Origin of the sequence: Legionella jamestowniensis (genome assembly GCF_001467745.1) — a bacterium.
Classification (GTDB): domain Bacteria; phylum Pseudomonadota; class Gammaproteobacteria; order Legionellales; family Legionellaceae; genus Tatlockia; species Tatlockia jamestowniensis.
On the sequence record NZ_LNYG01000013.1, the window covers coordinates 675,077 to 701,962 of the forward strand.

Here is a 26,886-nt window from a genome sequence, read left to right on the forward strand (position 1 = left end):
TAGCGTTCACGCGATTCTGGTACTATCCACTCATACCTATTCAAGCAAGGCTAGTTTACTTTTTTATTTAATCATTACAGGTCTATTGTCATTAGCAATAATATCTCTACATTAAAAACAACACCACGGAGATTAAGGACAAAATTTTTTCTGCCTTCCGACCGCGAAGTGCCATAAATACAAGACCTAAAAAAACTTTTTCCATTGGCAAAAAATTGTTTGGAAAAAGTGTTTTAAAGGTAGGTTCTAAAGCGAACGCCACTTTAGTGAAATCTATCATCAAAGACATGAAAGCAGAATCTGGGATCCCTGATGCACTAATTCATCACGGTAAATTTTTTAAAACAGAGAAAGGTTTTGCTTCTCATCGTGAACGTCTTTACTCAAAGCTTCTAAAACAAGCTGAACAATATGATCAAGATTACTTAACCTTGATCAATGAAATGTCAGCTATAGATATAAAATTGACCGTTATTAGAATGCAAATGATGAATGAAATTGAAGCACTACATTCTGCCGAACATCAACCGTTAAAAGCAAAAATGATGGCAGTCGATACACAACTGTATTCTCACTCTCGGCAAGTAGAAAAAATTTCGAAGGATATTGAACGTATTAAAGTGCTAAAGGATAGGCTAATTGAAATCCAACTTAAAAAAGATGATATCCGAGCAAAAAAAGTAATTTGCGCAAAAGAAAGCAATAAACTAACTCATGAAATTAAGACGTTGAGCAAACGAAAGGAAAAAATGCTGATCATGTAATTTCTCTACCGACCAGCGAAAGCGGTAAGCACTTTTTTATTGATGAAATTGATGTGCTACAACAAATTAAGGAAAACAGTAAAGGGCACACTAAATACCAATTGTTTGGTGAAAATTGTGCTCGAAATGTGAAAGGTTGTTTGTTGGCTGCTATTCGTAAAAACAAAGAATTAAACAATGCATTGGAAAAAATGGATGATTTACCTAAAGATTTCTTCAGATACAAATTCCTTGAAACCCCAGGCTCTGTCATGAAATGGGTATTGGAACTTTCTAACCGTTTAGACACATTAAATAAAAATTATGACCCTAGTTTAACTTCCTCAAACGGTTGTAATTAAATAATTTATATAAGAACATAAACACTAGCTCAAGATGTCCTTTATGCTACTGCGTCATTTTATTTAAACGCTTAGGGATATCTTATAAATTTATTACAACGGGTAGACCTTTTGATAAATTAATTAGAGATGAAACTTAAACTCTAATATTTATTCCTAAACGCAGTATATTATAATTAAATTTTGAATTTACACTGTATATTACCGAACCAGGCCTCAAAGAATCCGCAGGGGGAATGCTATTGTCTATAGTATTCACACGCAAGCTGCCCAAATCCACATAAAGATATTCTGCTTTTAAAGTAGCACGGTGGGTAATAGAATACTCAACCCCAGTTCCTACACTCAAGCCTGACTTATTCTTTGAAATAGCTCCCTCCGAACACACAAAACTTGCAGAGCATGGTAAACTTACTACTCGTTGATCAAATTTACTATTTACTCTACCAAAGGCTGGACCTCCTGAAAGAAAAATCAACATATTCGAAGACACTAACTTTCCAACTCGCCCACGAATTGTTGAAAGCCACAACAGATCTTTTTCTGTTGTGGTTGTAATATTAGATGTGGATAAGGTAGTGGCATTAGTTCCACCAATCGATGTATAGTTTAAATCCGCCTCAATACCCGCAATAAAATTATTCACTTGCCAGTTATACCCAATCTCCCCGCCTGCTAGAAAACCTTCACTTGACACATTCAGATTTTTAGGTGATCTATCTTGATTTGTAAGGATTAGTGCACTTGGTGAAGAGGGATTAATATATACGTTATTTGTGTTTATACCGTATCCAATATTTCCTCCTACATATAGACCTGGCCATAAATAAGAATCAGATTTAGTAGATAGTAGTTTTAATATATTATCATCCGCATCAAACCTGTAGTTGGTTTGTATCAGTAATCCATAGCTTTTTTGTATATCCTCACTAGGATCAGGTTGCCCACCGGCTGCTGTTTGTTCAAAACGTGTATATCCATTCGTTTTTATATACCAAATACGGCCGCCAGCACCAACGCTTAAATTATTAGACAACATCCAATTTAAAATGGCGTCAACTTGTGCCCCACTTCCTTTGCCATCATACTGAAGACCTTGAAGTGCAGGTCGAAGATTATGATTATCATCCGCTTTAAAATAGCTATAAATATAGGCTGCATCAACTAACACATTTAACGTTTCACTTAGTTGAATAGTCCCATTTGCTCCAATTCGCAATGAATTCCAGATAAGATCATAATTCATGATATTTACACTTTTTGGAATACTTGGGATACAAATCGCGCTTGGCCCCGCTTGGTTACAGCCAAAGGCATTTAAACGCTCGTTCCAAAAATGATAACCGATAAATCCTCCTAACTGCCAATTCATCCCTGAAAACAAAGCATAACCTATATCTGTACTTAGATATTTAAGAGAACCATGGTTTTGTGATGCAATGGCGTTGCTGTAAACATCAATACCGTTAGGGTTACCAGGAAAATCTTCGTTTTGGACATCACCATTATGGATGGAGCCCCCACCTAAATAACCTTTAAGGAAAAAACCATTTTCATGCTTTAATTGCCAAAAACCCTCTGCAGCATTCCCTGTTAAATTATCATAGGTAAGGCGAGACGCTAATAATGAGTTTAATCCAGTCGGCGCTAAAAAATTTCTAGTGGGTCCAAACAGTTTATGTTCGAATGTGTTGGTACTGAGCCAGTATCTTGGTCCAAACTCGAAGGTCCAAGGTGATTTGAAGGTATATTTTTCTCCCATGGTCCCGCTAAAGGTAGTTGAAGTGACTAAACATAAACCGCTTAAAATGGCAACTAACTTCATCTTATTTGTTGTCCTTAACTTCTACATCCTAGAGTTAACACGCATGTTCATTGAAATCGAAACTTATTAATAATCAAGTAATAAGTTTAAAAAAAACTAAAAGCATATAGTAATTATTTGCCTACATCAACAAGGATTTCCGGTAGTCCCCTTCTTTTGTAAGCAGGAATGAAAGATAGTCAAACCAGAAGATATTTCGGAGTACAATAAGTTTAGGATAAAAAAATAATTTAGGTTCTTTATACAGCTTGGCACGCACTTTAGCCAAGCTGTTAATAATTTTGTACTAGGAATTACGGAAATAATAGTACAGCTTCTCTTTAACCACTTACTGGAAAAGAACCATTTTCTGCGTTGCGATAATCGGGGAAAGAGCAGTGGGTATGAGCAATTTTCCAAACTCCTTCCTCTTTTTCAGCGATGAGCGTGCCTCGTAAATGCTCAAATGTATATTTAGTACCATCAATAATCACATAGGCAGTGCAAATTGCGGCAGTCCACAAAGCATTCTGCGACGTAGGTATAAATCTTATAATTTCAATCTCACTATACTCTGACTGATTCCAATCTCTAAGCAATTGCATTTCAATTCCTTTTAAGCCCTCGCGGTATTCATCAAGTCCTGAACCCCACATGGTTGAATTCCTGGTAAATAAATTTATTAAAAAATGTAAATCACGCTTTTTATATCCCTCACAAAACTGTCTAAAAAGTTGCTCTGTAGATTTTTCTACAATTTTCATAATGACCTCCACATCAATAAAAGTTGATGGAGTATGAAATATCTCAGAAGAAAAATCTGTCCGTAACGTATACGGACAATTACCCGTGTATAATCCGTTCAAGCTGAGAATAGGATATGTACCCTGTACGTCGTTTTAATCTGATAAGGTAAGTTTCCACCGTTCGTGGGGAAATTTCTAGTATGTCTGCGATTTGTTTGTAGGAAAATCCTTGCAGAACAAATCTTATGCAAGCCAATTCTTGGGTTGTTATATAAGTCAGTCCTGCTTTACCCCTGACTTGAATTTTTCCTTTACTCAAGCACATGTCTTGATAATTCACATCTCTATAAGCTTTAGGTAATGCAATAGCGCTCTTATCCATAATATGCAGTAAATCCTTATTTTGCTTGTCAAAATCATAAATAAACTGCTCTATGATCTTTACTTTATTTAAATAAAACGAACCAGGATTAGCATGCTCATAGGGTAAAGCAACGGCTATCATGTCGTAGTAGTTTTTAGTACGTCGCACCAAAGTTAAGCCATTATGAAAATTAAGTTTCTCTCTGGCCAATTGTAAAGGTGCTGTCGGAGGTAGCGCTTCATCCCATAGGAACCAATAGAAAGGCAAACTTTCATGCTCGTTTTCATACGAAGAAAAAACGATAGGTTGATCATGATACTCTTTAATGTGCTCAAAAAAACCTGGATTATTCGTTAAGCAGTTGATTGAACCATCAGCATAACACCGAAGGTATTGAAAATAATTAAACCCAAAGGTTTCAAGCAAAAAACAACTTGCTTCTTTCACTTTATCTTTCAGGGTAAAGATAGGATGATCTAAATCTATTTCAATAGGCATGATGGGTCATATTCTTCAATGGAGCTATATTATATTATGGAAAAATTTACCTATAAAAAAGTAGCTAATTAACGGCTAAAAAAAATCGCACTAAGAACTCAATCGTGAAGAGAAAAAAATTGATAGGCAGGTAAGGGGACTCTTAACTGCAGACTTTGGCATTCACGTTTGAACACTACCAAAACTCATCTTGGATAGAAACGTGAAATAAGCTACTTTGCTAAAAATCAGTTTTTTTGGCTGGAATAAACAAAACCGTTTGCAAGCAAACGGACTACCTTGCTGAACGAATTTCTATTTGACAGCTAAATTCGGTTTTTGTATTCTCATTCAGTATTCGCTCTTCCTAAGCGAGCACCCTTCCAGCGCAAAACTCTCAGAGAGTAGGAAATTTCGATTTTATATTTGAAAAATAAATATTAGGAAGGGGGTGTTTATTTTTCGCTAATATAAGGTCGAAGTTATGTCATTATCTAAAACAATTCCTTCAATACAGTCGCTGAAACAAATTGCAAAAAAAATATCGTCAACCAAAAATATTCATTTAAGCCAAGCGCTTGATTTGGTTGCTAATGATTATGGTTTTACTCATTGGACAACTTTGCTTAAGTACTTTAAATCAATTCGTATAAATAATATTGAATCTTTTTGGCAGTCTTTTCTACCTGGCGAAATGATACTATTATCAGCACCTGAAGGTGCAGGAAAATTGTCCTTTGCTTTAAATATTGCTGCATATGCCGCACAAAAAAATTTACACGTTAAATATTTTTCAATGCATATGAATGCCCCTTTCATAATTGAGCGCTTAAATAAAATTGTCAAGACAAAGTTAGTTGGTGATTGGCTAAATAAAGGGTATTTGGTAGTAGAAGAAAGGAATTTTGATCAAAAAACATTAGTAGAAGAAATAGAAAATAATACACCATATACTTTGTTAATTATTGATTATTTACAAGCCATTAAATCACATGGTGGCCGTGAACCGTATAATGATCTTTTACAAAAAATTAAATTAACAGCACAACAGCATGCATCAAGGGTATTAATACTCAGTCAAATTAATGAAGAATGCAGCGTTGATTCCCTGGATTATATTGCGGGGGGGCGATATATTGGTAAACATTTCAGCCATGCTATTCATATAGAACAAAAGCACATAGAAAACCAGGATCACCGGAGTTTAGTTTTGGTAAAATCAATACATTACCAAAAACAAAAATTACTTTTACAGTTTAATAAAGGTAATTATCGTTTTGTTTAATGACTTTCAAAGCTAAAGACAGCTGAGAGTAACAGGGTCAGATCTTGCCTTTGCCCTATCGAAACAGCTTGGGGTCCTGCTAGAGAAAGCAAAAAGCAAGAACTAACCCCCTTACCTTTTTTCCTACCTCCCGCCTCTAAAAACAAGCGACTATCATTATGTAGCGTGCTTTGATTGCCTTTTAATGCAAGAACATAATGGCTTTTTTGTCTATTATTTGGTTAGCATTTCTTTCTGCGACCCCATGGCGTCAATACTAACGATCATCCACCAGCGTATACAGAATGGGACTCTTTGCAGGAGATTTTTCGCTAGGCTCATGAAAGAAGGCATATTTTAATGGAATAGCCGTGACATAGCCCTTCAACTTATTCGACTCTTAGCTGAGTATCATTTTGATTTGAGCCCTTAGGCTTAACCGAAGAATTCGACTGATTAAAATGATGTATGAGCAAAATTCCCAAGAACGGGGCACTCGATTAGTTTAGGAAAAGCAATAATTTTCATTAAATCAACCCTGAAGATTTTGTGCTTTTTTTGCACGACATTCGAAACATGAAAGTGTAGATGAAGCAATCATCGATTTGAAAAAATTAATGAGGAGAATTGACTTTTTTTTTTCAAAATTTGCGATATTTCCAATAATGTCCTACGCCATTCTTCATTATCTATGCTTAACCCAACTTGTCTTCAAGCATAGATTGCAAGTTGTTTACCTTGCATGTCCAATTTCACTATTCAGGTTGTTAGGTTAATTTTAACTAGAATCCAATAGGTACTTTACCTAATAGAACAAGGATCAGATAGATAACCAAGATAAGTCCGATAATTCCCATCGGTGTATATCCCCAGCTCCTACTATACCCCCATCTTGGTACGCTACCCAAAAGTAACAGGATGAGCAGAATTAGTAAAATTGTTCCTAACATGATAACTTCCTTAAAAATCCATTCAAAGTAATTATAGCACAATTCGCATATGCACTTCAGGCTATACTTACATACATGTAGATAATAAAGGTAGGTAAATTATGGAAAATGAACGAATAAGGAAATCTCTTCAAGAGATTATTGAGTATTTGGAGCATTACGAAGAAAAGAACTCACGGGAAGATCAATTCGAAAGGCCAAAAAAAATCAGATTTTCTTCAATACGGGATGTCGTGCGTGAACTAAATGCAATTCTTAATTCATTAAATTAATTTGTAAACATCCCTTTCCTATAAAAAACTTATCTTGTCCTATCCGTTTGATTTCCCCCCTCATTATCCATGGCTCGTTTCGCTTCACTTTCTTCCCTTCCTGGTGTTTGAGTGGGTTCTTTGGAGGGATGATGAGGCATATCACAAACTGGACATGAAGAATGCTTGGATAGGCAAGCATAATGACAAAATCTATTAAACAGACACAGAACAACGCCCGCTGCAAATAAAGCGACTATTCCAAGACCATTACCAGTCGATATTGTCAAACCAGTTGCAATAGCCAATAAGATAACCCCTAGTACTTCAAAGCGCAATGCCCAGAAACATGTACTCATTTTCGAAAATTCCATTTTTCTCATGGTATTACTCCTATACTCTTGATACACCGATGTTAGTGGAAAAATGTCGGCATTGACCGCCGTTGCGACACACATCAACCGTGTGAACCAAGTAGTTTCCTGCTAATTCAAAGACCTCTTTCACGCAAGCCTCAAGGTTGACGGAGTCGGCCGCAATAGCGGTTAGGCCAAAATATCTTTCATTAATTTTAGACTAATATTTGATTTTTCGTGTGTTTACGCAAAAGATAGACCTCAGAGCAGAGCTTTACTTGCGAAAATACTGTTACATCATCTGATCTATTGTAAGACCTACAGGGTCAGATCTTGCTTTTTGTCTATCGAAGCAGCTTGTGGGTCTTTTAGAGAAGCGAAAAGCAAGATCTGACCCCTATCTCCGATAGCTGGGAAAAATGAGGAAGAGCCGCGTCCTATTGGTTTTGATTTTGAAATTTCAAAATACACCGAGAAGTACACCTAGCAGAATTTTTGATTTTTAAGGGGGGCTACAAAATATTCAAATTACTGATTATCTAGGGGGTTTGATGGTCGGGACGGAAGGATTTGAACCTTCGACCACTAGCACCCCATGCTAGTGACAACCAATTTCATTTAATTTCAAACAAATTCAATTATAACCATAACATCCTTTTAAATAAAGGATTATTTGCATTTCAATATTTCAAATGATATAAATTGATTTCATACAAGCAAACAAAAAAGTGTAGCCAGAAGTGTAGCCAATTTCTGATATCCTAATAAGAGCATAATTATGGAAAAGTTTACTCATAACAAAATTGCAAATTTAAGTGCCGAAAAAAATCGTTACCATATTACTGAGGGTAATGGCTTTTGTTTAAGGGTTTCTCCTAAAGGTACGAAAACCTGGTTCTACCGTTATAAATTTGGCGGTAAAGAGAAATGGCTCACTATTGGTAATTTCCCAGTAATGGGTGTTGCTGAAGCTAGAAAAGCCTTTAATGATTTATGGGAGATAAGGCAGTCTGACCAAGACCCAGAAGACATTATCCAAAAAAAATTGCTCCAAAAAAATAATAATGTGAAAACGTTAATTTCTGATTGGTACAACAATTATATTGTTAAACACCGTAAGCAACCTCAACAGATTAAACAACAAATTGATGCTGACATTATCCCTCTATTAGGAACATTAGAAATTGAAAAAATACAGCCTCGAGACATAGCAAAGGCCTTGGATAATATAGTTCAAAGAGGCTCCCCTGTTCACGCCAATAAAGTGCTTAGTACCTTGAAACAAGTATTTAATTACGCGGTAAGTCGAGGAGAAATTACAATTAATCCAGCCATAAATATTCGAGCAAGAGACATAGGTGGAGTAGAAAAACCTCGTGATCGCAATCTCGATCTTGATGAAATAAAAAAAATATGGCTATTTTTGGATAGTGATAATCACTCGATGTCAATTCAGATTAAAAACGCCATTAAAATCATATTATTAACTGGTGCAAGGACTGGTGAACTAAGACTAGCAAAATGGTCTGAATTTAATTTCGAGAAATCTCTTTGGATTATTCCTCCCGAGAATAATAAAATCGGACTTAGCATGAAGATTCATCTGAGCGAGCTTACTAAAAAACTTCTGTTGGAAATAAAAGAAATCAGCTTATCTAATTTTGTTTTAGCTGGGGTCGATGATGATTCCCCACTAGGCGATAAATCGATATCTAAAGCTATTCAACGCATACAAAAACGAGTAGGTATCCCACAATGGACTGCCCATGATCTCAGACGCACTTTTGCCACTCAGCTTGGAGAAACATTGCGAATCGACCCAGTAGTTATAGAAAAATGTCTTGGACATAAAATGCCTAAGATCATGGCGACTTATAACAAAGACGAAATGCTGTACCAGCGCAAAGAGGCTTTAGATAAATGGAGTAGCCTGATAGAAGAACTAACAATAAACAAATTTGAATTTGTGCAACTATAGTGGTACAATTATAATGAATAGAGATATTGAATATATTGCCTATCAAGGCGAAAAGTTTACGATTGAATGGTACTTTGACGAAAAGAAGCATAGCCAATCTCAAGAATATTATTATTCTTTGAATAAAGACGAACGCATTCAGTTGTTGAAGCTATTAAAGAGAATGGGCGATGCCGGTATCATTCACGATAAAACCAAGTTTAGACATGAAGGAGACAAAATTTATGCCTTCAAACCTAAGCCAGATAGATTTTTATGTTTCTTTTTTGAAGACAGAAAAATAATTTTAACTAATGCCTTTAGGAAGAAGCAGGATAAGTTACCTTTAACCGAAAAGGAAAAAGCCTTAAAGGTTATGGATCAATATACCAGTAGAGTAAAAACAGGTGATTATTATGACTAAGAAACATTTATCTACTTTTGAACGAGAAATGCAGGACCCTCTTTTTCGTGAACAATTTGAAAAAGAATATGATGAGTTTCTATTATCTGAAATCATCAAAGCACTCATGAAGAATGGCAAAATGACCGTGAGAAAACTGGCCGAAAAAGCAGGGCTTTCTCCAACTGTAATTCAAAAAATTCGCTCCGGTGAGCAAGAAGATGTAAAGCTTAGTAACTTCCTCAACATCTCTCACACTTGCGGTTTTAAAGTCATTTTAGAAAAAGGGGATGATAAGTATTACTTATAAACCTTTAGAAATTAATCATTGTCTAAAGCAGTCATTGACCACTTCAGGCAATGAAAATGGATTTATCTGACATATTGATTAATCCAGTTATCAATCACGTCTTTATGCCAGGCTAAAGTTCTGCCATGTAATTTTACTGGCTTGGGAAATTTCCCTTCACTCCACCAACGGCGTAAAGTCAATCGGTCCTTTCCGATAATGACTTCTACGTCATTGATAAACAGAATCTGTTGTGTAAATAGATCATTAACTGGTTGCATCATTGATTCTCCAAATCCCTCTGTTATTTAAGTTGTAAACGAGCCTTCCATTCACCCTTGTGTTCCATATCAATGACTGTGATAAACAGCTTCAGCAAATTCAATTCAACCTTACTTTCTTTAGGTAAACGATTGTGCTGGTAGATTAACTGCAAATGAGCAATTGGGGAGTTTGATAAATTAGCGATTCGTTGTAGAGAATAATTGGTTGAATCCAGTAGATACTGAATAATACCCTTATAGATGGTGATCTTTTGATCGTAAAACATGCGATATACTCCTGTAAAACATGTGTAATAAAGTCCAAATCGCGCAAAATGAACATTAAGTATCATTTATCGAAACTAATATTAAAACGATATTAAAATAATTATCAATATGTATTTTTAAGAAATTTAAATTAAGATACGATATGATATTGAATGATACCGTTTTATATGATAATTTTTTTACGACGTTCGATTAAAAGGATAATTTTATGAGTAAGGGACCCTATCAATCGTTTGCAAATCGCTTGATCCATACCCTCAAAGATAAAGGACATACTGCATCTCGTTCACCTAATGGGATCTGTATTAAAGCCCTAGCAGAATTTACAGGTGCATCAGAACAAATCTGCCGTCGCTATATAAGAGGTGATGCTCTACCTGATTATGAGAAAGTTAAACAATTAGCTCATCATCTTCATGTAAACCCAGGCTGGCTATTATTTGGTGAGGAAGGACATGCAGCTCCTAAGAAAAATGAAGTCGATGAAACACTACTTCATTACATCTTGAAGCAAAGCCATCATTTATACCCTGTTTCTCATGGAAGTAATGACGATTACGCCGATTTTGTGTTAGGATTAATCAAAGAAGTACGTGCAATTGACACATCGGAAAATAATTTACTAAAAATCATTGACTTGGCCATTGGTTCCATTTCTTCCTACGAAGAACAAAGAAAAAAGCACAGTCATGCCGTTTAAGAAGTTTGTAGATATGGATGTAACAGCTGTTGAAGTAAGGCTTCACCCTAAAGCAAAAGATTTTCTCTTTGAACATTATATCACCATGCGAAAAGTGTTCTCTGACGTACTCGGGCAAGTAGAAACAGACTATGCTTCCATTGCCCTCATCAATCAAGCAGGACAGATCTTTTTCATGTCCTCCAACCCAGCTATAGAGCAAAATTTAATTGAGAAAAGTCTCTGGCTATTTGATGGTTGCTATCAACCAGAGTTCATCAGCCAGGATCAACCGAAATTATGGAGCGAACTTCCTCATATAGGCTGTATAGAAGCAATTACAAAATACAAACAGATAGAACCTGGACTCATCACAGGTATTTCCATCCCCACTGAATATGATTCTCATAGAGCAATCTTTTCATTTGGATTAAAACGAATAAATCCCTATATCCAAAACAAAAGCTCCATTCATTGCGAAAAACTGTTAGCCATGGGCAAGTTTGCGTTAAGGCAAATTCAAGAGTATTTAACTTTACCAGACAAACAGTCCTGCATGAAGACTAAGCCCAAACTCACATTAATCATCAACAATCAGGTGAACTATGAACACACTCCTGGATAAAAACGATCCTATTTTAAGACAAACCGCTGAGCCAATTAAAGAATCAGAATTTGGTAGCAGTTGGTTAAAAGAGCTGATTAAGACTATGTTCGGCATTATGGCTGACAAAGGTGCCGTAGGGGTAGCTGCTCCCCAAATTGGCATCAGCAAACGAGTTATTGTATTTGGTACTAATTATACCAAACGGAGAAAACCAGAATACCCGATCCCCGATACTGCATTAATTAATCCTGCATTAAAAATCCTGTCCCAAGAAATTCAAACTGGCTACGAGGGATGCCTTAATTGCGGTGAATTAATGGGAGAGGTTCCAAGAGCCATGGAAATTGAATATTCAGGCTTTGACATAGATGGAAATAGAATTACCAAAAAAGCTTCCGGCTTGGAAGCCCGTATTCTTCAGCATGAAATTGATCACCTGAATGGATTTTTATTTTTAGACCGAGTAGAAGATCAGGACTCACTAACCACTCTATCGGCAATGCAAAGTAAAGGATAATCCTATGAAGCATCAAACCCGAATCATACTGGCAGGCACACTAGGCAATTTAATAGAATCTTTTGATATGGCCATTTGCGGCCTACTCTCAGTCTACATTGCCAAATACCTAATTGGTGATGCTTCAAAGGGTTTATTTCTAGTATTTCTTACTTTCTTTGCTGGATATCTAGCCAGACCTATTGGGGCTATGATAATGGGCTTATTATCCGATATCTATGGCAGAAAAATTATCCTTGCAGCGTCCATCTTAACGATGGGCGTGTCAACAACCCTTATCGGGTTTATCCCCCCACACAGCACCATAGGTACTTTTTCTGTTATAACCTTATTAGTGTTAAGAGTTATTCAGAGCTTCTCCTGTGGTGCAGAATATCTAAATTCTTCAGCTTATCTGGTTGAAAATGCAGAAGCCTCCAAAAAAGGCTACTCGGGCAGCTGGGCTTCGTTTGGTGCCATGTCAGGAATGCTCGTAGCATCATTGGTAGCATTATTAGTTACTTATTTTACCAATCACTATCCTGAACACGATTGGCTAGTCTGGCGTGTACCTTTTGTCCTTGCACTACTAGGTTCTTCCATTGGCTTGTATATCCGGTTGTGTATTCCTGAGAGTATGGAGTACATCATGTACTATGCAGACAGGCCAAAACCTAAATTTAAGAGTCTACTTTCAGAATCAGTCAACTACATCAAGGACAATAAAATTCAATCTCTTTATGTATTTGTTTTAAGTTGCCTAGGAGTAACAACGACTTTCCAGATTTACATTTATGGTCCTATGCAAGCCCATTTATATAGTCATTTTCAGGATCATGAAATTATCCTATCAAATATACTTTCATTAATTGTTTTATTAGCTGTATTTCCTTTAGTTGGAAAACTATCTGATAAAATCAATCGAGAAAAAATTGTGATCTTTGCTAGTGTTGGTTTATTGATTCTTTCCCAGCCATTTTTTTATGTTTTATCGCACCATGATATTTATGAGCTCTTATTAGGACAAGCATTAATTGCAATTCCTGCTGGAGCTTATTATGCAACAGTACCGGTGATGTTAGCTGAAATGTTTCCGATTAAGTTACGATGCACTGTTTTATCAATTTTATATTCAACTGCTGCAAGTTTATCAGCTGGACTTGCTCCGTTAGTTTCTTTAATACTGGTTAAAAAAACAGGTATTGCATCATCGCCTTCTATATTAGTATTTACTTTGGTGGCTAGTGCTTTTATTACTATGTATGTGAAGCATTCTAATAATAGACAAAAATACTCTCAGTTACCTGCATAAAATAGTTTAACGATTACATATGCTAAATTTGCACACTCCCCCCATTATTTTTTATATTGGTACATTCATTGGTTAAAGCTGACAAAACCTATTATATTATTCAATCATCGCTTGGGTGGTGATATGAGCATGTTATAGATAAAATATACCCAAAATTAAGAGCCTACAAAGCCAAGACAGAGAGCACTGAATGAACTATATTCCAAGACGAATAGAAATTATTGATGATTCAGACAAGAAAAAAATTTGCTCTGATGCGGATTTTTTTGCTATGGATGGTCCTTTAATCCTACTAGGTGAGCCTGGCAGTGGGAAGTCTACTCTATTAAGAGAATTCAAAGAAAGAACAAATTCTATCTGTTATGATGCAGTATCCATAATGTTATCTCCAGCAATCGAAGCAGTTTCTAAGCCCTCTAAAATTATCATTGATGGAATTGATGAGGTAACAGTATATAAAAAAGAGCTTATATCCGATAATATTTTATCAAAAATCTCGCATCATCATAGCCCAAACTTTATATTGGCATGTCGCACTGCTGACTGGAAGGATGCGGTAAATAGTAAAATCATTCAAAACAGATGGAATAAAAAACCAATTCTTGGGCATTTATTATCCTTAAATGACCGAGAAATTATAGAGTTCATTAACAACGAAGGTAAAGAAATAGATGGTAACGACTTTTTTATAGAAGCTCAAAAACGAGGTGTTGTAGATTTACTAAGAAATCCTAATAATTTGTCATTATTTTTAAAAGCACATCAACAAAATGGTGGATGGCCGAGCTCTAAATTAGATTTGTATGAAAATGCTTGTTTGACTCTTCTTGAGGAACATAGTGAAATTCATGCATCTATTAAAACACCTCCAAATATCCATAAGCTAATTGAAACAGCTGGTTGTATTTGTGCTCAACTTTTGCTTTCAGGAAAAATAGGCGTATCTATTAATAATAAAGATTTATCTGCACCTAAAATTGAAGAATTTTTCGATGAGAATAGTTCTAATGAATTAATGCAACATATCTTATCAACAATGTTATTCCGTTCAGATTCTAATAATATTTTAGTGCCATGCCATAGAACAGTAGCAGAATTTTTAGCTGCAAAATGGCTCGGCAATAAGTTAAATAATAAATTATCTATACGACGTCTAGAAGCGTTGCTTTATGGTGATAGATATATAGTTCCTTCTGCTCTTAGAGGACTCCATGCTTGGCTTGCAGTTTTTTGTCAGCCAGAAAGGAATAGTTTTATTAACCGAGATCCTTACGGATTCTTAAAATATAGTGATCCCACAATTTTAACTACAGAACAGTTAAAATTTCTTCTGAAGTCTTTACAAAAAATTGCAAAGGACGATCCCTATTTCCGAGCCGAAGATTGGCATATCAGCGTGGGAGACGGTCTGTTAAGACCTGAGTTGCGAGACGATGTTTTAAGTATTTTACATACTAAAGATACGCCGTTTCAATTATCTTATTTAATTATTCAATCCATTGAACATACCGCATCTCCTAATTTTATTGATAGTATAAAAGATGAGCTCATATCTATTTTATTAGAACAAACTGTAACTCTTGTAGAAAGAGAAGCTGTTGTAACAGCTTTAAAAAAATGTACGATAGAACCCAATTGGATAATAATATCTGATAAATTACATCACCATGACGAAATTAATTCTCTATATCTCATTTTAGATATATTTAGAGTTGCTACCAAACTGTATAATTCAGACAAAATTTCAGAAATTTTCTTAGAAATATTAAAAAAATCAGCTGAAGATAAACAAATATCTTTGATAGCTTTAGGTTATAAATTATTCGAACAATTGTCTATTGAACAAATTGAAGGATGTATCCGATCTTTTCTGAAGGAATTAGGCTCAGCATCATCAGAAAAAAATGAAAAAATTCAAAACAAAATAAAGAGATTAGTATTACAGTTTACTCAAGAGAGAATGAAACGAATTTCTAAACCTGTACCTCAAGAATTATGGACTTGGTTAAGCATAATTGAAACAAATGCTTCTCGGCATCATAATGAGTATGATGAAATTACTAAATATTTGTCTGAAAATACTGATTATCGTAGATCTCTTCAATCAGTTGCAATTAAAAGCTCAAAGCCAGATAAACTCTGGCTAATATTCTGTTTAAGTCATACATGGTTATGGGTAATAGAGGAAGACATAATATTTCATCTCGATAATATTATGGGACTGCATACGTCGGATAACGAATTAAAATGGAAAGAACTAGTTCGTTGGATATTTGCCTATCAGCCTTTTACTGGTGCTGCTTTGAAACATGCTCAGGATCAAGCCATTCTAAATATAAATTTAAAAAAACATATACATGATATAGAACTGCAAAGAGCTAATGGAAAAAAAGAAATTGAACAATATGAAAAAAAGCAAGCAGCTCATCGTAGTAGACAAAAGAAAAAAGTAATAGAAAGACACCAACAATATCATGAAATTAGAGATCAGTTAGTTTCAGGAAAACATATAAATGGCTTAAATCAAATAGCGAAAGCTTATTTAGGTTGGTTTAGTGATATTCAGGGAAATGAACCGAAAAAACGTGTAGTTGAACTTTTAGGTATAGAGCTCTTACCACTAGCAATAAATGGAATCTGTTCAGCTATTGAAGAAAATAACATACCAACCGTCCATGAGATAATACAACTACGTATTAATCAAAACTTGATTTCCCCCTTTGAGGCTATTCTTTTAGCATACTGCGATATTATTTTATCTCGCAATGAAAAGTTAGACGAAATTCCATTAAATATTGCTCATTCAGCTCTAGCTGCTTGTCATTGGGGAGCTAGCTTCAAAAGCAATGATATATCCTCTTCTGTACAAAAAGAGCTTGAATTTATTCTTTTCAAAGACTCATTGTCAAAAGAAAATTTTATTTATGAAACGATAGAACCTTATTTATATTCTGAAGAAAGATATGTTCCTGGATTATATCGAATTCAAACTGACAGTTTATTCCAGGATATAGCAGGAAAAGTAGCTTTAAAATGGCTTAATAATTACCAAAAATTAGCTTATGATAGCTTGAAAACAGTCCTTACCATAGCTATTTGTTACTCACCTAATGATGTTATTAAGTTAATTCGAGAACAAATTAGTAAGCAAGAATTTGATAAATGCCCTCAACGGGATATTTGGATAAGCACTTGTTTTCTTCTGGACTTTGAATCTCATTTTGAAATACTCAATCAATATACTTCAGAAGATAAAATAAGTATTTGGGTATTAAGTGAGTTTATCTTCGTTGATAAGAAAATTTCAACTTATTGGCCAAAGATGAATGCACAGCAATTATATTTTTTTATTTTGAAATTTGGTTCAATATGGCCACCGGTGCCATACCCCACTGGCAGTTGGGAAGGAAATCAACATCCGTGGGATGCATCCAGACTTATTAAAGGATGTATAACTGAACTTTCTTTAATTACAACGCAAGAAGCACAAGATTTAATTTCTGATCTCATTAACAAAAACGATTTATGTCAATATTGCGATGAACTTAAACATGCGTTAACTGAGAATAAAAAGCATAAATCAGAAAGCTATAAAAAATATTTTTCATTACAAGATGTACAAAATATCTTACTGAGCAAAGAACCCACCGGACACAAGGATTTACAAGCCTTACTAATTGACCAATTAGAAATATTACAGTTAAGACTCAAAGGTAGTGAAACAAGTGATTTTAAATTTTATTGGGATAACGAAAACCCACATAAAGAAAATTATTGTCGTGATCTAATAGCATCAGCACTAACACCGCATCTTGAAAAATATAATGCACGCGCGCACGTAGAGGGCGCTAGATCTGATGATAAACGATGTGATCTTCTTAGTACTTATAATTTATTAGATGTGCCAATAGAAATAAAAGGTCAATGGCATACTGATCTATGGTCTGCCGCAATAGATCAACTACAAAATTATTCAACAGATTATCATGCCAACGGATTTGGTGTTTATTTAGTATTATGGTTTGGAAATAAAACCACATCTAAACTCCCAAAAGCTTGGAAAAGAAAACGTCCTCAATCTCTACAAGAAATGAAAAATAAACTCAATGAATGTTATAAAGATATTTCTGATAAAACTAAAATATTTGTTCTTGATCTTTCAAAATAAGCTCTTGTGAAAACATTTACTCGTATTTTGTGTTGGCAATTATGCTCTTTTCAACTCGTTCACCTAATGGGTCATCTGTCAAACAAAGCAACCAAGAAGCCGCAACCTGCAATTCCTTAGACAAGCTCTTAGCCTCTTCCGGCCCAGGACTCCTGGTTCCCTGCTCCCAATTCCCAATCCTGGCAGCCCCAAATCCTGTCCTATCAGCCAAAACCTTAATCGTCAATCCATTCGCCCTTCTTGCCTGTGCAATCCTACTGCCAATAATTTTTTTCATGTTCATTTAGGTTCATTTGCTATCAAACGGAAATACCCCATTGACACTAAAAAGTGCTTATTTACAATGGGTTATCAACAACACACTTCGTGTTATTGATTGATACTAATTGAAATCATTTGATAGTGCAAGCGCTGTTTTTTGATGGTGCTTTTGAAGGGATGAAATAGAAAAATGGGATTTTTGTTTGTTAATACCGATGAATTATCAGCTCTGATGGGGTTACCTTATATCCAGCAATCAGCCTATTTGCTGGGGATTCGTCCGTATATGGACCGTAATACCTTTCTGGTAGGTGTTAAGCGTAAAATCAGCTATCAACAGCTTGCTGAAGCCCTCTATGTTGAACCCCACCAAGGTTTTGAACATTCAGGTAGCCCTAGTCGTCCGCAATTACGCCGTATCATCTATGCGCTTGAGCGCGCTGGGTTAGTGGAGATCAAATCTATTGGTAAACAACTCATTTTAAAATGCTTATTAGCCAATTCGGATTTGTCTGTTCAAAATAAACCCGACACAAACCCGACACTTCAACCCAGCACAAACCCGAACGATAAAAATAATATTAAATCATCAAGTTACGACAAAAAATATCAAAAACCCAACACAGCGCAAAACACAAAACCCGACACACCTCATAACTCCAAAGATCGTTTTATTTTTTTACAGCAGCAATTTGAAAAATTTTGGTCTCTTTATCCTTTAAAACAAGACCGAACTAAAGCCTGGCGTGAGTTTGGTTATCTGCAACCAGATGAACAGTTGATTGAACAAATACTAACAGGCTTGCAAGCCCAAATTAATAACCGTGAGGAAATGGAGTTTTTCGGCGAGTGGCTGCCAAACTGGAAATACCCAGCCACCTGGCTTTCACGCAAATGTTGGAACGATGAATTACTTACCTTAAAAACCCAAGAGGAGCAGCAAAATGAAGCCAATCAAGCGCGTTCTCGAAAAAAATCAGCAACAGATATCCTTACTGAATCCTGCAAAGATGCAAACTTCGATTTCGACTTTGATGAACCCCCAGAGTCAGGAAGCAATGTCCTCTCATTCGACAACTCCAGAGTACGATAAGAGAATGGATACACTGTTTATGCGCCTTGCAGCAATTTATGGCTATCTGTGGGTCTCAACTTACAGCAACACTAATTTTCTCGAGGTCTCAAAACGTGAATGGTCAGAAGGCTTGAAAGAATTTGACAATCAAGTGTTGAAACTTGCTTTAGAACAAATAAAGAAAAAGCTGGCTGTTCCTCCTTGTCTGCCGATTTTTTATGAGTACTGCACCAACATCCAAAAAGGCATCCAAGCCCGTCAAGAAGTGTTAAAACAAAAAACTGAACCGCATATCCCTACCGATCCCAAAATCGTCCAACTTCATATCGACCAAATGAAAGACTACCTCTTCAAAGAAGCTAAGGAGAAAACATCATGCTAATTCTAATCCGTCGTATGGGCGAAGCAATTTACATTGATAAAGGCAGAATCAAAGTACTTCTTATCTCTGAAAAGGAAGGACTAATCAAATTAGGTATAGATGCTCCCAAACATATTGATGTTGAACGTAAAGAGGTCTTTATCCAAAAAGCAATGGAACAACATGCCCTGGCTCAAAAATTAAGGGATAAATCCACAGAATCAGGAGGCAATCATGCTTAGAAAATTTCTGCTTTGTAGTTTTGTTTTATGTAGCCTAAATGCTCAGGCAGCTAATATAACCCAAGTCGGTCGCTATGCCACGCTCAACAATCAACCTTTGGCAGCTCAGATAAATCCATTGAAAACTGTTCAACAGATTCATTTTCCTGCATCCATACAAACTATAGGAGAAGCAGTGAATTACTGGCTTCGTTATTCAGGGTATCACCTTGCTCCAAAAGAAAAACAAAGCGAAAGCCTACAACAAGTATTTCAACAACCACTACCACAGGTTAGTAGAAATTTAGGACCTTTAACGATTACCGATGGATTGACGGTATTGGTCGGTCAGCATCTATTCAATCTCAAGCAGGATGACCTGTTAAGAGAAATCAATTTTAGTCTGATAGCAAGGAGAGCAGGATGAAAAAGTATTTTGATGCCAAATGGCTTAGTCTTCTTTTGTTAAACGGATTGTTGGTCGTATTCATTTGTTTAAAAAGCCAACCCTCTATTGAGAACAATAAATTTAATACGCTGGATGAGCGATTAACCACTATACAAAAACAACTCAATCAACCTGTTGAACAACCGGATTTATCGCCTATTACCAAAAACATAAAACAATTGGGAGCGTTCATTCAACAAATACAAAATAAAGATGAACACCAATTAGGTGAAATGTTTACAACTGAACAAATCGCAATTAAGAAACAGCTTGAAGGCATTACTGATTTATTACGCCATCTGGATGAGAAAAAGCAACCTGTCAAAATGCTTCCTGCAAATCAACTACCGTTTAAAGTATTAAGCATAGACAGTATCCAAGAAGTTTCTGTTGCCTCTGTTTCCTACCACTACAAAACCCAAGCGTTGGAAAAAGGCGATTCCTTGGCAGGATGGACTGTCTTTGAGATCGACTTTGCGAAGCAAACCATAGAATTTGAAAATGCTGACAATGCGCATCTGCGGGTTCATCTAAGTCAACAAGAGGTGAGCCATGCTTAAGCTGTCCACACTGGCAATCGGGTTACTCCTGGGTCAACAGGCAATTGCCGGTTTGTATATCCCAGGTATTGCCACACCACCTATGCTCAGTGCTGATAATGCGTTGACGAAAGCAGGTCTGGCCGAATTTCATGATGAAGTTATTGAAGACAAAGATTTTCAACTTAACGACTTACAAAAACAGGAAGCCAAAGCATGGGGATTAAGTGAGGCAGAAGAAAAACGCTATCTGCAATTAATACAAAGCAGAAGTGGTATTTACTACAAAGACCTACGTATGACACCCGTTGATATTCTTGGACTAAATGCCAAGAATGACGCTGAACGAGCTCATTTCGCCGAACTTGCTGCCCTTCAAGAAGCCCAAAAGGTCGCGCAAAACATAGCCTGGAATAATGCCTTTTACAAAGCCTATAACCAACTGTTTAAAGATGTGCCTGTAGTCGGTGATTTTGATCCATCTCCTTACTCTCCCTATGCACATCAACCCATTCAATTAAAAGAAAGTGAAACGCTCTATTTCTTTATAAGAGCCGATGACGCTGTAACCACCATTGTACTGCAACTGGTCGATGCTATTAGCCGTACACCAAACACCAAGCTCAATCTTCTCTTTCTGGATATGGACAATAGCGCTATCCAACTTTGGGCTAACAGACATCAAATCCCTATCCATTTGGTGACCAGTCAACAAATCACCTTGAACCCAGGTAGCCAACAGTATGAGGGCTTAAAACTCGACAAGAAACAAACACCCTTGCTCTTACTGGCAAAAGGCAAAACTTCGCAAGTCGTCGATTTAGGGAGATTTTAATGATTAGGATTTTGCTCTTGCTGTTGGTCGCTTTAAATGTTCATAGCATGAATGTGATTCCTTTAACGCTGTCACAAAGTGATGCGTCATTAAGACTTAATCTGTCTAGCCCTATTGGCGTACCAGCAAAGAGCAAAGCCACTGTTGGCAAAGTAAGCCGCAAAAAATTGGATACCAATCTGTTAAACATGGCTCTATTTGTCATAGGCGCGGATAGAGAATCCATCAAATGGTTAGAACAACATCAAGAGCAATTAAAATCCATGCAAGCCACTGGGTTCATCACCAATGTGAATGACTTTGAAACCATTGTAGCTCTGCAAGAAAAGTTTAAATTGCCACTATTACCCGTCAATGTTGATCCATTGCTGAATTACATCCGTGAACAACATTACCCCTTAATCATTGCTGAGGGGGCTGTATGGCAGTAAAACAATATTCCAGACAAATGACTATGCAGCTGACTTTAGTTCTTTTCTTGGGTTGGTTAGCGTTGCTTATCTGGGCTGTAAGTCAATGGATGCTTCATGGCTATCCATTTGCCTTTGATAAGGTCAATGTCCTTGTAAATACTCAACGAGAAGCCATCACCCCTGTTTATCAAGGTTCACTATTGGCAGCCCTACCCTTAGATGCCAAACCTAGCTGGACGCTGACTATTCCCTATTTAAACAAATTAGCGATTAATGAATTTGCAGCAGACTTACTCGAAAAATCACAACAGTTTTTCCAGCTGGTTTTATTAAGCAGTCAATGTCTATTAATCAAACTTATTATTTTATTCGCTGCCATGCCTTTATTTGCCCTGACTATGGTTGCAGGTCTAGTTGATGGTCTTAACCAAAGAGCAATACGCACCGCTTGCTTAGGCCGTGAATCCTCTTATTTATTCCACAGACTTAACCACTATTTAAAAAAGGGACTTGTGATTTTACTCATGCTCTGGCTTGCCCTGCCTGTCAGCATCACCCCTGCTTATGTCTTTGTTCCTATCAGTTTATTGATGGGATTAATGGTGGCCATGACGGCCAGTCGCTTTAAAAAGTATTTATAGGGAGAAACCATGAAACGATTGCTTTGTTTGACCTTTATGATGATAAGCCTACACAGCTGGGCGAATAACCCTGATTTAAATGAAACGCTGGTGCGCATCATTAACCAGATTAACGCCATCATGCCCCTGCTTGATGAAGCACAAACACAGATAACCCCCAATACCCGTATCCAATTACAAATTGAAGGATTTGAAGATGTCCAAGGCCAATATCATGCAGGTTTAAGAGAAGATTTACTGAATATTCGCAATGGCCTGATTGATTACATCAATCAACCAATCATTGCACCACGCAAGATCAAGGCCTTGGAAATGGACTTTGTGAGGAAACCCTAATGAGTAAAGACGAAATAGCCAGAATGTTTGCCACCACCTTTAAACAAGCAAGCAATAACATATCGGCACAAGTCTTTTCCGGCAGTATCCGCTTTATTGCCATAGCCCTGGTGATATTAGCGGTGATGTGGTCTGTCAACCACATGATGGACGCAGAGGAAAAACAACAACATGGATACTTACTGCGTCTGGGTTCTCGGCTCATCAGATTAGTGATTGGTCTGATGATCTTCATTTTAGTTTTATTTGTTAAGGAGACAACATGAAAACAATGCTTCGCTCAATCTGCCTTGGAGTAGTAAATATCTTATATGCCCCTGTGCTATTGGCAGATAACTGGTTCCCTAAAATTTCCGACGCGGACAACATCGGGGACGGCTCTAAAAGCATGATGACCGTGACAGGGAATTACGTCAAACAAGGTCTGGGTTTATTGCTCTTCATTACCGCTGTTGTGACCTTTATTAAATTCATTACCACGGTACAACACGGTATTGAAGAGTCTAAAAAGAACGAAGGATCCATGGTGGCCTTCGGTACTTTTGCCGTAATGGGCATCACCTATTTAGCCATTAGCATTGCTTCTGGTTATGTGGGTTACACCATGATTACCAAGTTCAAAATATAGGAGGTGAAATATGAGTCAGCCTTCTTCGCGCCATCTGTCACACGACTTCCCAGCCTGGAAAGGTTTAAGTCTTCGTGAATTATTTTGGATTGTTATCACCACAACCCCAGCAACTACCCTGTTCTTCGTTCTCTTAGGAGCAATGGTTGAGTTTCCGCTGGCCTCTGGCTGCATCGGTTTTGTGATTGGATTCATTCTGTCTATTACTGTGTGGCCTAAAGGAGTTTCCCGCATCAAAGCAGGTAAGCCCTATGGTTATGTGATGAAGAAAACGATTCAGTGGATGGTGCGATTAAGGCTCAAACATTCACCTTGGATTCATTACCAGGGAACTTGGCAAAAGAATAAATCTGTTGGAGAGCCGCATGTTTAACTACTGGAAAAAAATCGACAGCCTACAACATCACAATCGTTTATTACTGGCTTTTATCGGTGTGTTATCAATCATCATCTTAGCATTAATTATTAACCTGATGATCATGCCCAAACGCTATGAATTCTGGCTTAGTCCTAATATGGCTGCTAATGGCGGTTTAATGAAGGCAAGCGAAATACCGAATGAATACGTGCAAGGATATGTGACTTCCTTAATGCCGACACTCTACAGCTGGTCTAATAAAGGCAAAGAAGAATTCAACCTAAACATTAAAGCCTTTCATTATTACTTCACATCACGGCATGAGCAGTTACTTCGTGAAACCCTGGCAGCTTATAAAAACGCTCAACTCTTTGACCGCACTCAAGTAGCAAGTCTCTATCGCTTTATGGAACCGCAAGACATTAAAAAAATTGGTCCCGATACCTGGGAAGTCAAGCTGATACTACGCATTACGCAAAGGCTCAAAGACAACTCTGCCATGGTCATTGCTGACAAAGTAGTGGCTTATCACCTTCGTGTGGTCAAGCTCAACCTGTCGCGTCTTCACAACCCTTTTCAATTAGCTCTGGATGGCTATACCCGTCCTGAAGAACGTTTACAAGATTTACTGGTCGACACGGAGGAACACCATGAAACTCATTAAAATTAGCTTATTCGCTCTGTGCTTTGCTGTGATGCACCTAAGCCATGCCCTGCAAAGTGAACACCTGGTTTGGGAAAAAGTTCCTTTAACAATTGAATTACCGATCAATAAAGAGCGGTTAGTCCAGTTTCCCCAAGCCATTAAGGTGATTGATCAACAACTCAGTGCCAGCCTCGATATTCTGAAAGTCAAAGGTAGCTTGTATCTTAAAGCCAAAGAATCATTCAAAGATTCTCGCTTGATTGTCCAGTTATTGCCTGAAGGCGAAGTGGTTATTCTTAATCTTAATGCCAATGAGAAAGCAATCAACACCACGCCGATTGAGATTCTGATAGATGATCCCAAAATCAACCTTAATGCAGGAGCCAGTCAATATGAATACAACGCTATTCAATTAACCCGTTTTGCCATTCAAGCCTTGTATTCGCCTGAACGGGTCAGAGAAATTCCAGAGGGAATTTACCGCTCACCTATGCAAACCAATAAAACCATCCCTTTGTTTTATGGTGCAAGCATTGAAGCTCATCCTCTGGCTTCATGGCGTGGCGGCAATCTTTACGTCACCGCAGTCGATTTAAAAAATTTGCTGAATCAACCTATAAAGCTGCCATTCACCAAACTGATGGGGCATTGGCAAACCGCGAGCTTCTATCCCAAAAATGAATTGCCAGCACGCAACCAGCATCAAAGCACCACTGTCTTTTTAGTCTCTGATCAGCCTTTTGCAGCAGCTTTAACTCAACAAGCGAGGTACAGCCGATGAATAAAAACAATGGCATTAAAATTCTGGCAGGCTCGGTGGTTTTTGCGGTCATTATGATTCTTATTAATAGCCGTCATAGCGCACCGGTTAACAACAACACGCCCAATCCTAATAATTTTGGCGAAGCTATAGCAAGCCAATTCAATGACAATATTCGTGATGTTTCCGCGCGATTATTAGAAACAGAAAAGAAATTAGATCAAATGCACAAAGAGAATAAATCGCTGCAAAAACAATTAAAACAACCCAAACAAGAAGCCAGCCATACACTGCAAGATGAGTTACAAGCGCTTAAAGAACAACTGACTGCACTGACTGAACATCAATCACAATCTTATCCAATGGAAGGAAAACCAGTGCCCTTAACAGGTCAAATCAAAGATTTAGATACCTTGCTAGATAAAGCCCCAACTGAAAGCAAAATCTTCAATGAACATGAATCCCCTATCAAGGAAGAAGGTCCAACAAAAACGCCATTCTATACTATTCCAGCTGGCAGCGATTTCAGCAAAATCACGCTCTTATCAGCTTTAATCGGCGAAGTTCCTGTTGAAGGCAAACTCATGCAGCCTTTATTTCCCTTCACAGCAATTGTCAGTCGAGGGGATTTAATGACAGCCAATGGGATGCAACTACCCGAAGAAATCACTGGTATGAAAATCAGCGGTTATTCGATTGGCGTTGGTTCCTTTCTCGATAACATCAGCTGTGTTCGTGCCTATGTCACCTCAGCCTTATTTGTCTTTGAGGATGGGCATTTTGTGAATGTCGGCCAAGAACAAATGAAAAGCTCCGCAGAGCTGGTGAATAACGACAGCATTGGTTACCTGACCACGCAATTCGGTAATCCTTGTATCAAAGGACAATACATCACCAATGCCCCTAGAGTATTAACAGCCTTCATGGCAGCTGGCGGTATTCAAGGTGCAGGAAATGCCCTATCTAAATGGCAAATGAGTTATCAGGCAGACGGAGGTTCTGCCATTGCCACACCTACAGGCGACTTAGCACACTTTGCTGCTGGTGGCGCAATCAACGAAGGCAGCCAAAAGATTACTGACTGGCTTGAGAAAAGAATCCAGGGCAGCTTCGATATGGTCTTTGTTCCTGCAAGTATCCGCGGCCATACAGGGTTTGTCCCTAATCAACTCAGTTTACATTTCAGCCAAACCATAGCCATTGATAAAGAACACCAAGGGAGGGTATTAGATTATGGTTACCATCAACAAAAAAACTTTGATAATGCTTTGCGCTAGTCTGGCATTAAGCGCTTGTTCCACTGCCAGGATGTCGCAAAACGCCATTCCTGAGCAGGGCTTAACAGTCAGCCAATTGTATCAGCAGAGCCTGCAACAACCAATACAAAAGCCTGTTTACCAACAGATGCGTCTTGATGATTCGGGAGAAGAATTTAAGCAACTGCCTAACCCCGAAGTGCCTATCCATGTTTTTGCGCATGTGGCGCAATTGGGTGATGAACAAATCATCAAGCCTGCCTACACGACTCGCTTTTTCCTTTACAAGCAAAACCAGTATGCCTTGGCATCAGAACTGTATTAAGGAG

The 26,886-nt window shown here is 37.3% G+C and carries 36 protein-coding genes; 28 read left to right on the forward strand and 8 right to left on the reverse strand.

Annotated features, from left to right (window positions below; genetic code table 11):
- Positions 1 to 215 precede the first annotated feature (215 nt).
- Complete coding sequence (locus Ljam_RS07355) at positions 216 to 764, forward strand: hypothetical protein (protein WP_131762322.1); 549 nt, start codon at positions 216 to 218, stop codon at positions 762 to 764.
- A gap of 53 nt (positions 765 to 817) precedes the next feature.
- The gene (locus Ljam_RS07360) at positions 818 to 1,105 is read left to right on the forward strand and encodes a hypothetical protein (protein WP_058449471.1); all 288 of its coding nucleotides are present in this window, start codon (positions 818 to 820) and stop codon (positions 1,103 to 1,105) included.
- 136 nt (positions 1,106 to 1,241) lie between these two features.
- Here Ljam_RS07360 and Ljam_RS07365 read toward each other — a convergent pair whose 3' ends face one another.
- The 3 genes from Ljam_RS07365 to Ljam_RS07375 all read right to left on the reverse strand — a co-directional run bounded on the left by Ljam_RS07365 (position 1,242) and on the right by Ljam_RS07375 (position 4,517).
- Positions 1,242 to 2,930: an outer membrane protein gene (locus Ljam_RS07365; protein ID WP_058449472.1), complete on the reverse strand. Its 1,689-nt coding sequence runs from the start codon at positions 2,928 to 2,930 to the stop codon at positions 1,242 to 1,244.
- A gap of 320 nt (positions 2,931 to 3,250) precedes the next feature.
- Complete coding sequence (locus Ljam_RS14770; RefSeq protein WP_065235530.1) at positions 3,251 to 3,673, reverse strand: nuclear transport factor 2 family protein; 423 nt, start codon at positions 3,671 to 3,673, stop codon at positions 3,251 to 3,253.
- 79 nt (positions 3,674 to 3,752) lie between these two features.
- Positions 3,753 to 4,517 carry a helix-turn-helix transcriptional regulator gene (locus tag Ljam_RS07375; RefSeq protein WP_058449473.1) on the reverse strand — a complete coding sequence of 255 codons (765 nt, stop codon included), beginning with the start codon at positions 4,515 to 4,517 and terminating at the stop codon, positions 3,753 to 3,755.
- A 463-nt stretch (positions 4,518 to 4,980) separates the two neighbouring features.
- Here Ljam_RS07375 and Ljam_RS07380 point away from each other — a divergent pair, with 463 nt between their 5' ends.
- Positions 4,981 to 5,781, forward strand: coding sequence for a DnaB-like helicase C-terminal domain-containing protein (locus Ljam_RS07380; protein WP_058449474.1), 801 nt, complete (start codon positions 4,981 to 4,983; stop codon positions 5,779 to 5,781).
- 761 nt (positions 5,782 to 6,542) lie between these two features.
- On the opposite strand, the gene Ljam_RS14775 is transcribed toward Ljam_RS07380, so the two are convergent.
- A complete protein-coding gene (locus tag Ljam_RS14775; protein WP_065235531.1) occupies positions 6,543 to 6,710 on the reverse strand; it encodes a DUF3309 family protein in 168 nt (55 codons plus the stop codon).
- Between the two features lie 101 nt (positions 6,711 to 6,811).
- Between Ljam_RS14775 and Ljam_RS15175 the strand changes: the two genes are divergently transcribed.
- On the forward strand, positions 6,812 to 6,982 hold the full coding sequence (locus tag Ljam_RS15175; RefSeq protein ID WP_156411920.1) for a hypothetical protein: 171 nt from the start codon (positions 6,812 to 6,814) through the stop codon (positions 6,980 to 6,982).
- Between the two features lie 29 nt (positions 6,983 to 7,011).
- Here Ljam_RS15175 and Ljam_RS07385 read toward each other — a convergent pair whose 3' ends face one another.
- Entirely contained in the window at positions 7,012 to 7,320 is a 309-nt protein-coding gene (locus Ljam_RS07385) for a hypothetical protein (RefSeq protein WP_238583707.1), read from the reverse strand.
- Between the two features lie 775 nt (positions 7,321 to 8,095).
- Between Ljam_RS07385 and Ljam_RS07395 the strand changes: the two genes are divergently transcribed.
- The 3 genes from Ljam_RS07395 to Ljam_RS07405 are packed head-to-tail and all read left to right on the forward strand — an operon-like array spanning position 8,096 to position 9,987.
- A complete protein-coding gene (locus Ljam_RS07395; RefSeq protein ID WP_010652890.1) occupies positions 8,096 to 9,295 on the forward strand; it encodes a tyrosine-type recombinase/integrase in 1,200 nt (399 codons plus the stop codon).
- Between the two features lie 13 nt (positions 9,296 to 9,308).
- The gene (locus Ljam_RS07400; RefSeq protein WP_010652889.1) at positions 9,309 to 9,698 is read left to right on the forward strand and encodes a type II toxin-antitoxin system RelE/ParE family toxin; all 390 of its coding nucleotides are present in this window, start codon (positions 9,309 to 9,311) and stop codon (positions 9,696 to 9,698) included.
- On the forward strand, positions 9,691 to 9,987 hold the full coding sequence (locus tag Ljam_RS07405; RefSeq protein WP_010652888.1) for an AsnC family protein: 297 nt from the start codon (positions 9,691 to 9,693) through the stop codon (positions 9,985 to 9,987). The genes Ljam_RS07400 and Ljam_RS07405 overlap by 8 nt, the downstream gene beginning before the upstream one ends.
- Positions 9,988 to 10,049: 62 nt before the next feature.
- On the opposite strand, the gene Ljam_RS07410 is transcribed toward Ljam_RS07405, so the two are convergent.
- Both Ljam_RS07410 and Ljam_RS07415 read right to left on the reverse strand, forming a co-directional pair.
- Positions 10,050 to 10,247, reverse strand: a complete 198-nt coding sequence (locus Ljam_RS07410; RefSeq protein ID WP_010652887.1) for a helix-turn-helix transcriptional regulator — start codon at positions 10,245 to 10,247, stop codon at positions 10,050 to 10,052.
- A 23-nt stretch (positions 10,248 to 10,270) separates the two neighbouring features.
- On the reverse strand, positions 10,271 to 10,516 hold the full coding sequence (locus tag Ljam_RS07415; RefSeq protein ID WP_010652886.1) for a hypothetical protein: 246 nt from the start codon (positions 10,514 to 10,516) through the stop codon (positions 10,271 to 10,273).
- A 209-nt stretch (positions 10,517 to 10,725) separates the two neighbouring features.
- On the opposite strand from Ljam_RS07415, the gene Ljam_RS07420 reads away from it, so the two are divergent.
- The 5 genes from Ljam_RS07420 (at position 10,726) to Ljam_RS07440 (ending at position 17,779) form a co-directional block, all read left to right on the forward strand.
- The gene (locus Ljam_RS07420) at positions 10,726 to 11,217 is read left to right on the forward strand and encodes a helix-turn-helix domain-containing protein (RefSeq protein ID WP_010652885.1); all 492 of its coding nucleotides are present in this window, start codon (positions 10,726 to 10,728) and stop codon (positions 11,215 to 11,217) included.
- Complete coding sequence (locus Ljam_RS07425; RefSeq protein ID WP_028389628.1) at positions 11,207 to 11,821, forward strand: hypothetical protein; 615 nt, start codon at positions 11,207 to 11,209, stop codon at positions 11,819 to 11,821. The genes Ljam_RS07420 and Ljam_RS07425 overlap by 11 nt, the downstream gene beginning before the upstream one ends.
- Positions 11,802 to 12,320: a peptide deformylase gene (gene def / locus Ljam_RS07430; protein WP_010652883.1), complete on the forward strand. Its 519-nt coding sequence runs from the start codon at positions 11,802 to 11,804 to the stop codon at positions 12,318 to 12,320. Before Ljam_RS07425 ends, def begins: the two co-directional genes overlap by 20 nt.
- A gap of 4 nt (positions 12,321 to 12,324) precedes the next feature.
- Positions 12,325 to 13,611, forward strand: coding sequence for an MFS transporter (locus tag Ljam_RS07435; protein ID WP_010652882.1), 1,287 nt, complete (start codon positions 12,325 to 12,327; stop codon positions 13,609 to 13,611).
- Positions 13,612 to 13,801: 190 nt separating this feature from the next.
- Positions 13,802 to 17,779, forward strand: coding sequence for an NACHT domain-containing protein (locus tag Ljam_RS07440; RefSeq protein WP_010652881.1), 3,978 nt, complete (start codon positions 13,802 to 13,804; stop codon positions 17,777 to 17,779).
- 16 nt (positions 17,780 to 17,795) lie between these two features.
- Here Ljam_RS07440 and Ljam_RS07445 read toward each other — a convergent pair whose 3' ends face one another.
- Complete coding sequence (locus Ljam_RS07445) at positions 17,796 to 18,062, reverse strand: helix-turn-helix domain-containing protein (RefSeq protein WP_010652880.1); 267 nt, start codon at positions 18,060 to 18,062, stop codon at positions 17,796 to 17,798.
- Positions 18,063 to 18,230: 168 nt separating this feature from the next.
- Between Ljam_RS07445 and Ljam_RS07450 the strand changes: the two genes are divergently transcribed.
- Genes Ljam_RS07450 through Ljam_RS07525 form a run of 16 tightly spaced genes read left to right on the forward strand, consistent with a single transcriptional unit; the run spans position 18,231 to position 26,882 of the window.
- Positions 18,231 to 19,133: a hypothetical protein gene (locus Ljam_RS07450; protein WP_010652879.1), complete on the forward strand. Its 903-nt coding sequence runs from the start codon at positions 18,231 to 18,233 to the stop codon at positions 19,131 to 19,133.
- 4 nt (positions 19,134 to 19,137) lie between these two features.
- Entirely contained in the window at positions 19,138 to 19,497 is a 360-nt protein-coding gene (locus Ljam_RS07455; RefSeq protein ID WP_014842587.1) for a hypothetical protein, read from the forward strand.
- Positions 19,491 to 19,718, forward strand: coding sequence for a carbon storage regulator (locus Ljam_RS07460; protein WP_010652877.1), 228 nt, complete (start codon positions 19,491 to 19,493; stop codon positions 19,716 to 19,718). The genes Ljam_RS07455 and Ljam_RS07460 overlap by 7 nt, the downstream gene beginning before the upstream one ends.
- Entirely contained in the window at positions 19,711 to 20,124 is a 414-nt protein-coding gene (gene pilL2 / locus Ljam_RS07465; RefSeq protein ID WP_010652876.1) for a PFGI-1 class ICE element type IV pilus protein PilL2, read from the forward strand. The genes Ljam_RS07460 and pilL2 overlap by 8 nt, the downstream gene beginning before the upstream one ends.
- Positions 20,121 to 20,705, forward strand: coding sequence for a hypothetical protein (locus Ljam_RS07470; protein ID WP_014842588.1), 585 nt, complete (start codon positions 20,121 to 20,123; stop codon positions 20,703 to 20,705). Before pilL2 ends, Ljam_RS07470 begins: the two co-directional genes overlap by 4 nt.
- A complete protein-coding gene (locus Ljam_RS07475; protein WP_010652874.1) occupies positions 20,698 to 21,519 on the forward strand; it encodes a TIGR03759 family integrating conjugative element protein in 822 nt (273 codons plus the stop codon). The genes Ljam_RS07470 and Ljam_RS07475 overlap by 8 nt, the downstream gene beginning before the upstream one ends.
- Positions 21,519 to 21,950, forward strand: coding sequence for an integrating conjugative element protein (locus Ljam_RS07480; protein WP_010652873.1), 432 nt, complete (start codon positions 21,519 to 21,521; stop codon positions 21,948 to 21,950). The genes Ljam_RS07475 and Ljam_RS07480 overlap by 1 nt, the downstream gene beginning before the upstream one ends.
- A complete protein-coding gene (locus tag Ljam_RS07485) occupies positions 21,941 to 22,573 on the forward strand; it encodes a TIGR03747 family integrating conjugative element membrane protein (RefSeq protein WP_028389630.1) in 633 nt (210 codons plus the stop codon). The genes Ljam_RS07480 and Ljam_RS07485 overlap by 10 nt, the downstream gene beginning before the upstream one ends.
- A 9-nt stretch (positions 22,574 to 22,582) precedes the next feature.
- Positions 22,583 to 22,909 carry an RAQPRD family integrative conjugative element protein gene (locus tag Ljam_RS07490; RefSeq protein WP_014842590.1) on the forward strand — a complete coding sequence of 109 codons (327 nt, stop codon included), beginning with the start codon at positions 22,583 to 22,585 and terminating at the stop codon, positions 22,907 to 22,909.
- On the forward strand, positions 22,909 to 23,175 hold the full coding sequence (locus Ljam_RS07495) for a hypothetical protein (RefSeq protein WP_010652870.1): 267 nt from the start codon (positions 22,909 to 22,911) through the stop codon (positions 23,173 to 23,175). The genes Ljam_RS07490 and Ljam_RS07495 overlap by 1 nt, the downstream gene beginning before the upstream one ends.
- Positions 23,172 to 23,537, forward strand: coding sequence for a hypothetical protein (locus Ljam_RS07500; RefSeq protein WP_010652869.1), 366 nt, complete (start codon positions 23,172 to 23,174; stop codon positions 23,535 to 23,537). The genes Ljam_RS07495 and Ljam_RS07500 overlap by 4 nt, the downstream gene beginning before the upstream one ends.
- 10 nt (positions 23,538 to 23,547) lie before the next feature.
- Complete coding sequence (locus Ljam_RS07505; RefSeq protein WP_010652868.1) at positions 23,548 to 23,910, forward strand: TIGR03750 family conjugal transfer protein; 363 nt, start codon at positions 23,548 to 23,550, stop codon at positions 23,908 to 23,910.
- On the forward strand, positions 23,903 to 24,559 hold the full coding sequence (locus Ljam_RS07510) for a DUF2895 family protein (protein WP_014842591.1): 657 nt from the start codon (positions 23,903 to 23,905) through the stop codon (positions 24,557 to 24,559). Before Ljam_RS07505 ends, Ljam_RS07510 begins: the two co-directional genes overlap by 8 nt.
- Entirely contained in the window at positions 24,546 to 25,322 is a 777-nt protein-coding gene (locus tag Ljam_RS07515; RefSeq protein WP_014842592.1) for a TIGR03749 family integrating conjugative element protein, read from the forward strand. The genes Ljam_RS07510 and Ljam_RS07515 overlap by 14 nt, the downstream gene beginning before the upstream one ends.
- Positions 25,319 to 26,578 carry a TIGR03752 family integrating conjugative element protein gene (locus Ljam_RS07520; protein ID WP_014842593.1) on the forward strand — a complete coding sequence of 420 codons (1,260 nt, stop codon included), beginning with the start codon at positions 25,319 to 25,321 and terminating at the stop codon, positions 26,576 to 26,578. Before Ljam_RS07515 ends, Ljam_RS07520 begins: the two co-directional genes overlap by 4 nt.
- On the forward strand, positions 26,535 to 26,882 hold the full coding sequence (locus Ljam_RS07525) for a hypothetical protein (RefSeq protein WP_010652864.1): 348 nt from the start codon (positions 26,535 to 26,537) through the stop codon (positions 26,880 to 26,882). The genes Ljam_RS07520 and Ljam_RS07525 overlap by 44 nt, the downstream gene beginning before the upstream one ends.
- Positions 26,883 to 26,886 lie beyond the last annotated feature (4 nt).

Bases quoted from the DNA above. Each gene is read 5' to 3' on its own strand.
- Ljam_RS07510 (WP_014842591.1), top strand. From the start codon at position 23,903: ATGTTTAACTACTGGAAAAAAATCGACAGCCTACAACATCACAATCGT.
- Ljam_RS07490 (WP_014842590.1), top strand. From the start codon at position 22,583: ATGAAACGATTGCTTTGTTTGACCTTTATGATGATAAGCCTACACAGC.
- pilL2 (WP_010652876.1), top strand. From the start codon at position 19,711: ATGCTTAGAAAATTTCTGCTTTGTAGTTTTGTTTTATGTAGCCTAAAT.
- Ljam_RS07485 (WP_028389630.1), top strand. From the start codon at position 21,941: ATGGCAGTAAAACAATATTCCAGACAAATGACTATGCAGCTGACTTTA.
- Ljam_RS07525 (WP_010652864.1), top strand. From the start codon at position 26,535: ATGGTTACCATCAACAAAAAAACTTTGATAATGCTTTGCGCTAGTCTG.
- Ljam_RS07505 (WP_010652868.1), top strand. From the start codon at position 23,548: ATGAGTCAGCCTTCTTCGCGCCATCTGTCACACGACTTCCCAGCCTGG.
- Ljam_RS14770 (WP_065235530.1), bottom strand. From the start codon at position 3,673: ATGAAAATTGTAGAAAAATCTACAGAGCAACTTTTTAGACAGTTTTGT.
- Ljam_RS15175 (WP_156411920.1), top strand. From the start codon at position 6,812: ATGGAAAATGAACGAATAAGGAAATCTCTTCAAGAGATTATTGAGTAT.
- Ljam_RS07415 (WP_010652886.1), bottom strand. From the start codon at position 10,516: ATGTTTTACGATCAAAAGATCACCATCTATAAGGGTATTATTCAGTAT.
- Ljam_RS07475 (WP_010652874.1), top strand. From the start codon at position 20,698: ATGCTTAAGCTGTCCACACTGGCAATCGGGTTACTCCTGGGTCAACAG.
- Ljam_RS07470 (WP_014842588.1), top strand. From the start codon at position 20,121: ATGAAAAAGTATTTTGATGCCAAATGGCTTAGTCTTCTTTTGTTAAAC.
- Ljam_RS07515 (WP_014842592.1), top strand. From the start codon at position 24,546: ATGAAACTCATTAAAATTAGCTTATTCGCTCTGTGCTTTGCTGTGATG.
- Ljam_RS07380 (WP_058449474.1), top strand. From the start codon at position 4,981: ATGTCATTATCTAAAACAATTCCTTCAATACAGTCGCTGAAACAAATT.
- Ljam_RS07520 (WP_014842593.1), top strand. From the start codon at position 25,319: ATGAATAAAAACAATGGCATTAAAATTCTGGCAGGCTCGGTGGTTTTT.
- Ljam_RS14775 (WP_065235531.1), bottom strand. From the start codon at position 6,710: ATGTTAGGAACAATTTTACTAATTCTGCTCATCCTGTTACTTTTGGGT.
- Ljam_RS07495 (WP_010652870.1), top strand. From the start codon at position 22,909: ATGAGTAAAGACGAAATAGCCAGAATGTTTGCCACCACCTTTAAACAA.
- Ljam_RS07375 (WP_058449473.1), bottom strand. From the start codon at position 4,517: ATGCCTATTGAAATAGATTTAGATCATCCTATCTTTACCCTGAAAGAT.
- Ljam_RS07435 (WP_010652882.1), top strand. From the start codon at position 12,325: ATGAAGCATCAAACCCGAATCATACTGGCAGGCACACTAGGCAATTTA.
- Ljam_RS07500 (WP_010652869.1), top strand. From the start codon at position 23,172: ATGAAAACAATGCTTCGCTCAATCTGCCTTGGAGTAGTAAATATCTTA.
- Ljam_RS07365 (WP_058449472.1), bottom strand. From the start codon at position 2,930: ATGAAGTTAGTTGCCATTTTAAGCGGTTTATGTTTAGTCACTTCAACT.
- Ljam_RS07410 (WP_010652887.1), bottom strand. From the start codon at position 10,247: ATGCAACCAGTTAATGATCTATTTACACAACAGATTCTGTTTATCAAT.
- Ljam_RS07455 (WP_014842587.1), top strand. From the start codon at position 19,138: ATGGATACACTGTTTATGCGCCTTGCAGCAATTTATGGCTATCTGTGG.
- Ljam_RS07395 (WP_010652890.1), top strand. From the start codon at position 8,096: ATGGAAAAGTTTACTCATAACAAAATTGCAAATTTAAGTGCCGAAAAA.
- def (WP_010652883.1), top strand. From the start codon at position 11,802: ATGAACACACTCCTGGATAAAAACGATCCTATTTTAAGACAAACCGCT.
- Ljam_RS07480 (WP_010652873.1), top strand. From the start codon at position 21,519: ATGATTAGGATTTTGCTCTTGCTGTTGGTCGCTTTAAATGTTCATAGC.
- Ljam_RS07425 (WP_028389628.1), top strand. From the start codon at position 11,207: ATGCCGTTTAAGAAGTTTGTAGATATGGATGTAACAGCTGTTGAAGTA.
- Ljam_RS07460 (WP_010652877.1), top strand. From the start codon at position 19,491: ATGCTAATTCTAATCCGTCGTATGGGCGAAGCAATTTACATTGATAAA.
- Ljam_RS07450 (WP_010652879.1), top strand. From the start codon at position 18,231: ATGGGATTTTTGTTTGTTAATACCGATGAATTATCAGCTCTGATGGGG.
- Ljam_RS07440 (WP_010652881.1), top strand. From the start codon at position 13,802: ATGAACTATATTCCAAGACGAATAGAAATTATTGATGATTCAGACAAG.
- Ljam_RS07420 (WP_010652885.1), top strand. From the start codon at position 10,726: ATGAGTAAGGGACCCTATCAATCGTTTGCAAATCGCTTGATCCATACC.
- Ljam_RS07385 (WP_238583707.1), bottom strand. From the start codon at position 7,320: ATGAGTACATGTTTCTGGGCATTGCGCTTTGAAGTACTAGGGGTTATC.
- Ljam_RS07405 (WP_010652888.1), top strand. From the start codon at position 9,691: ATGACTAAGAAACATTTATCTACTTTTGAACGAGAAATGCAGGACCCT.
- Ljam_RS07400 (WP_010652889.1), top strand. From the start codon at position 9,309: ATGAATAGAGATATTGAATATATTGCCTATCAAGGCGAAAAGTTTACG.
- Ljam_RS07445 (WP_010652880.1), bottom strand. From the start codon at position 18,062: ATGAACATGAAAAAAATTATTGGCAGTAGGATTGCACAGGCAAGAAGG.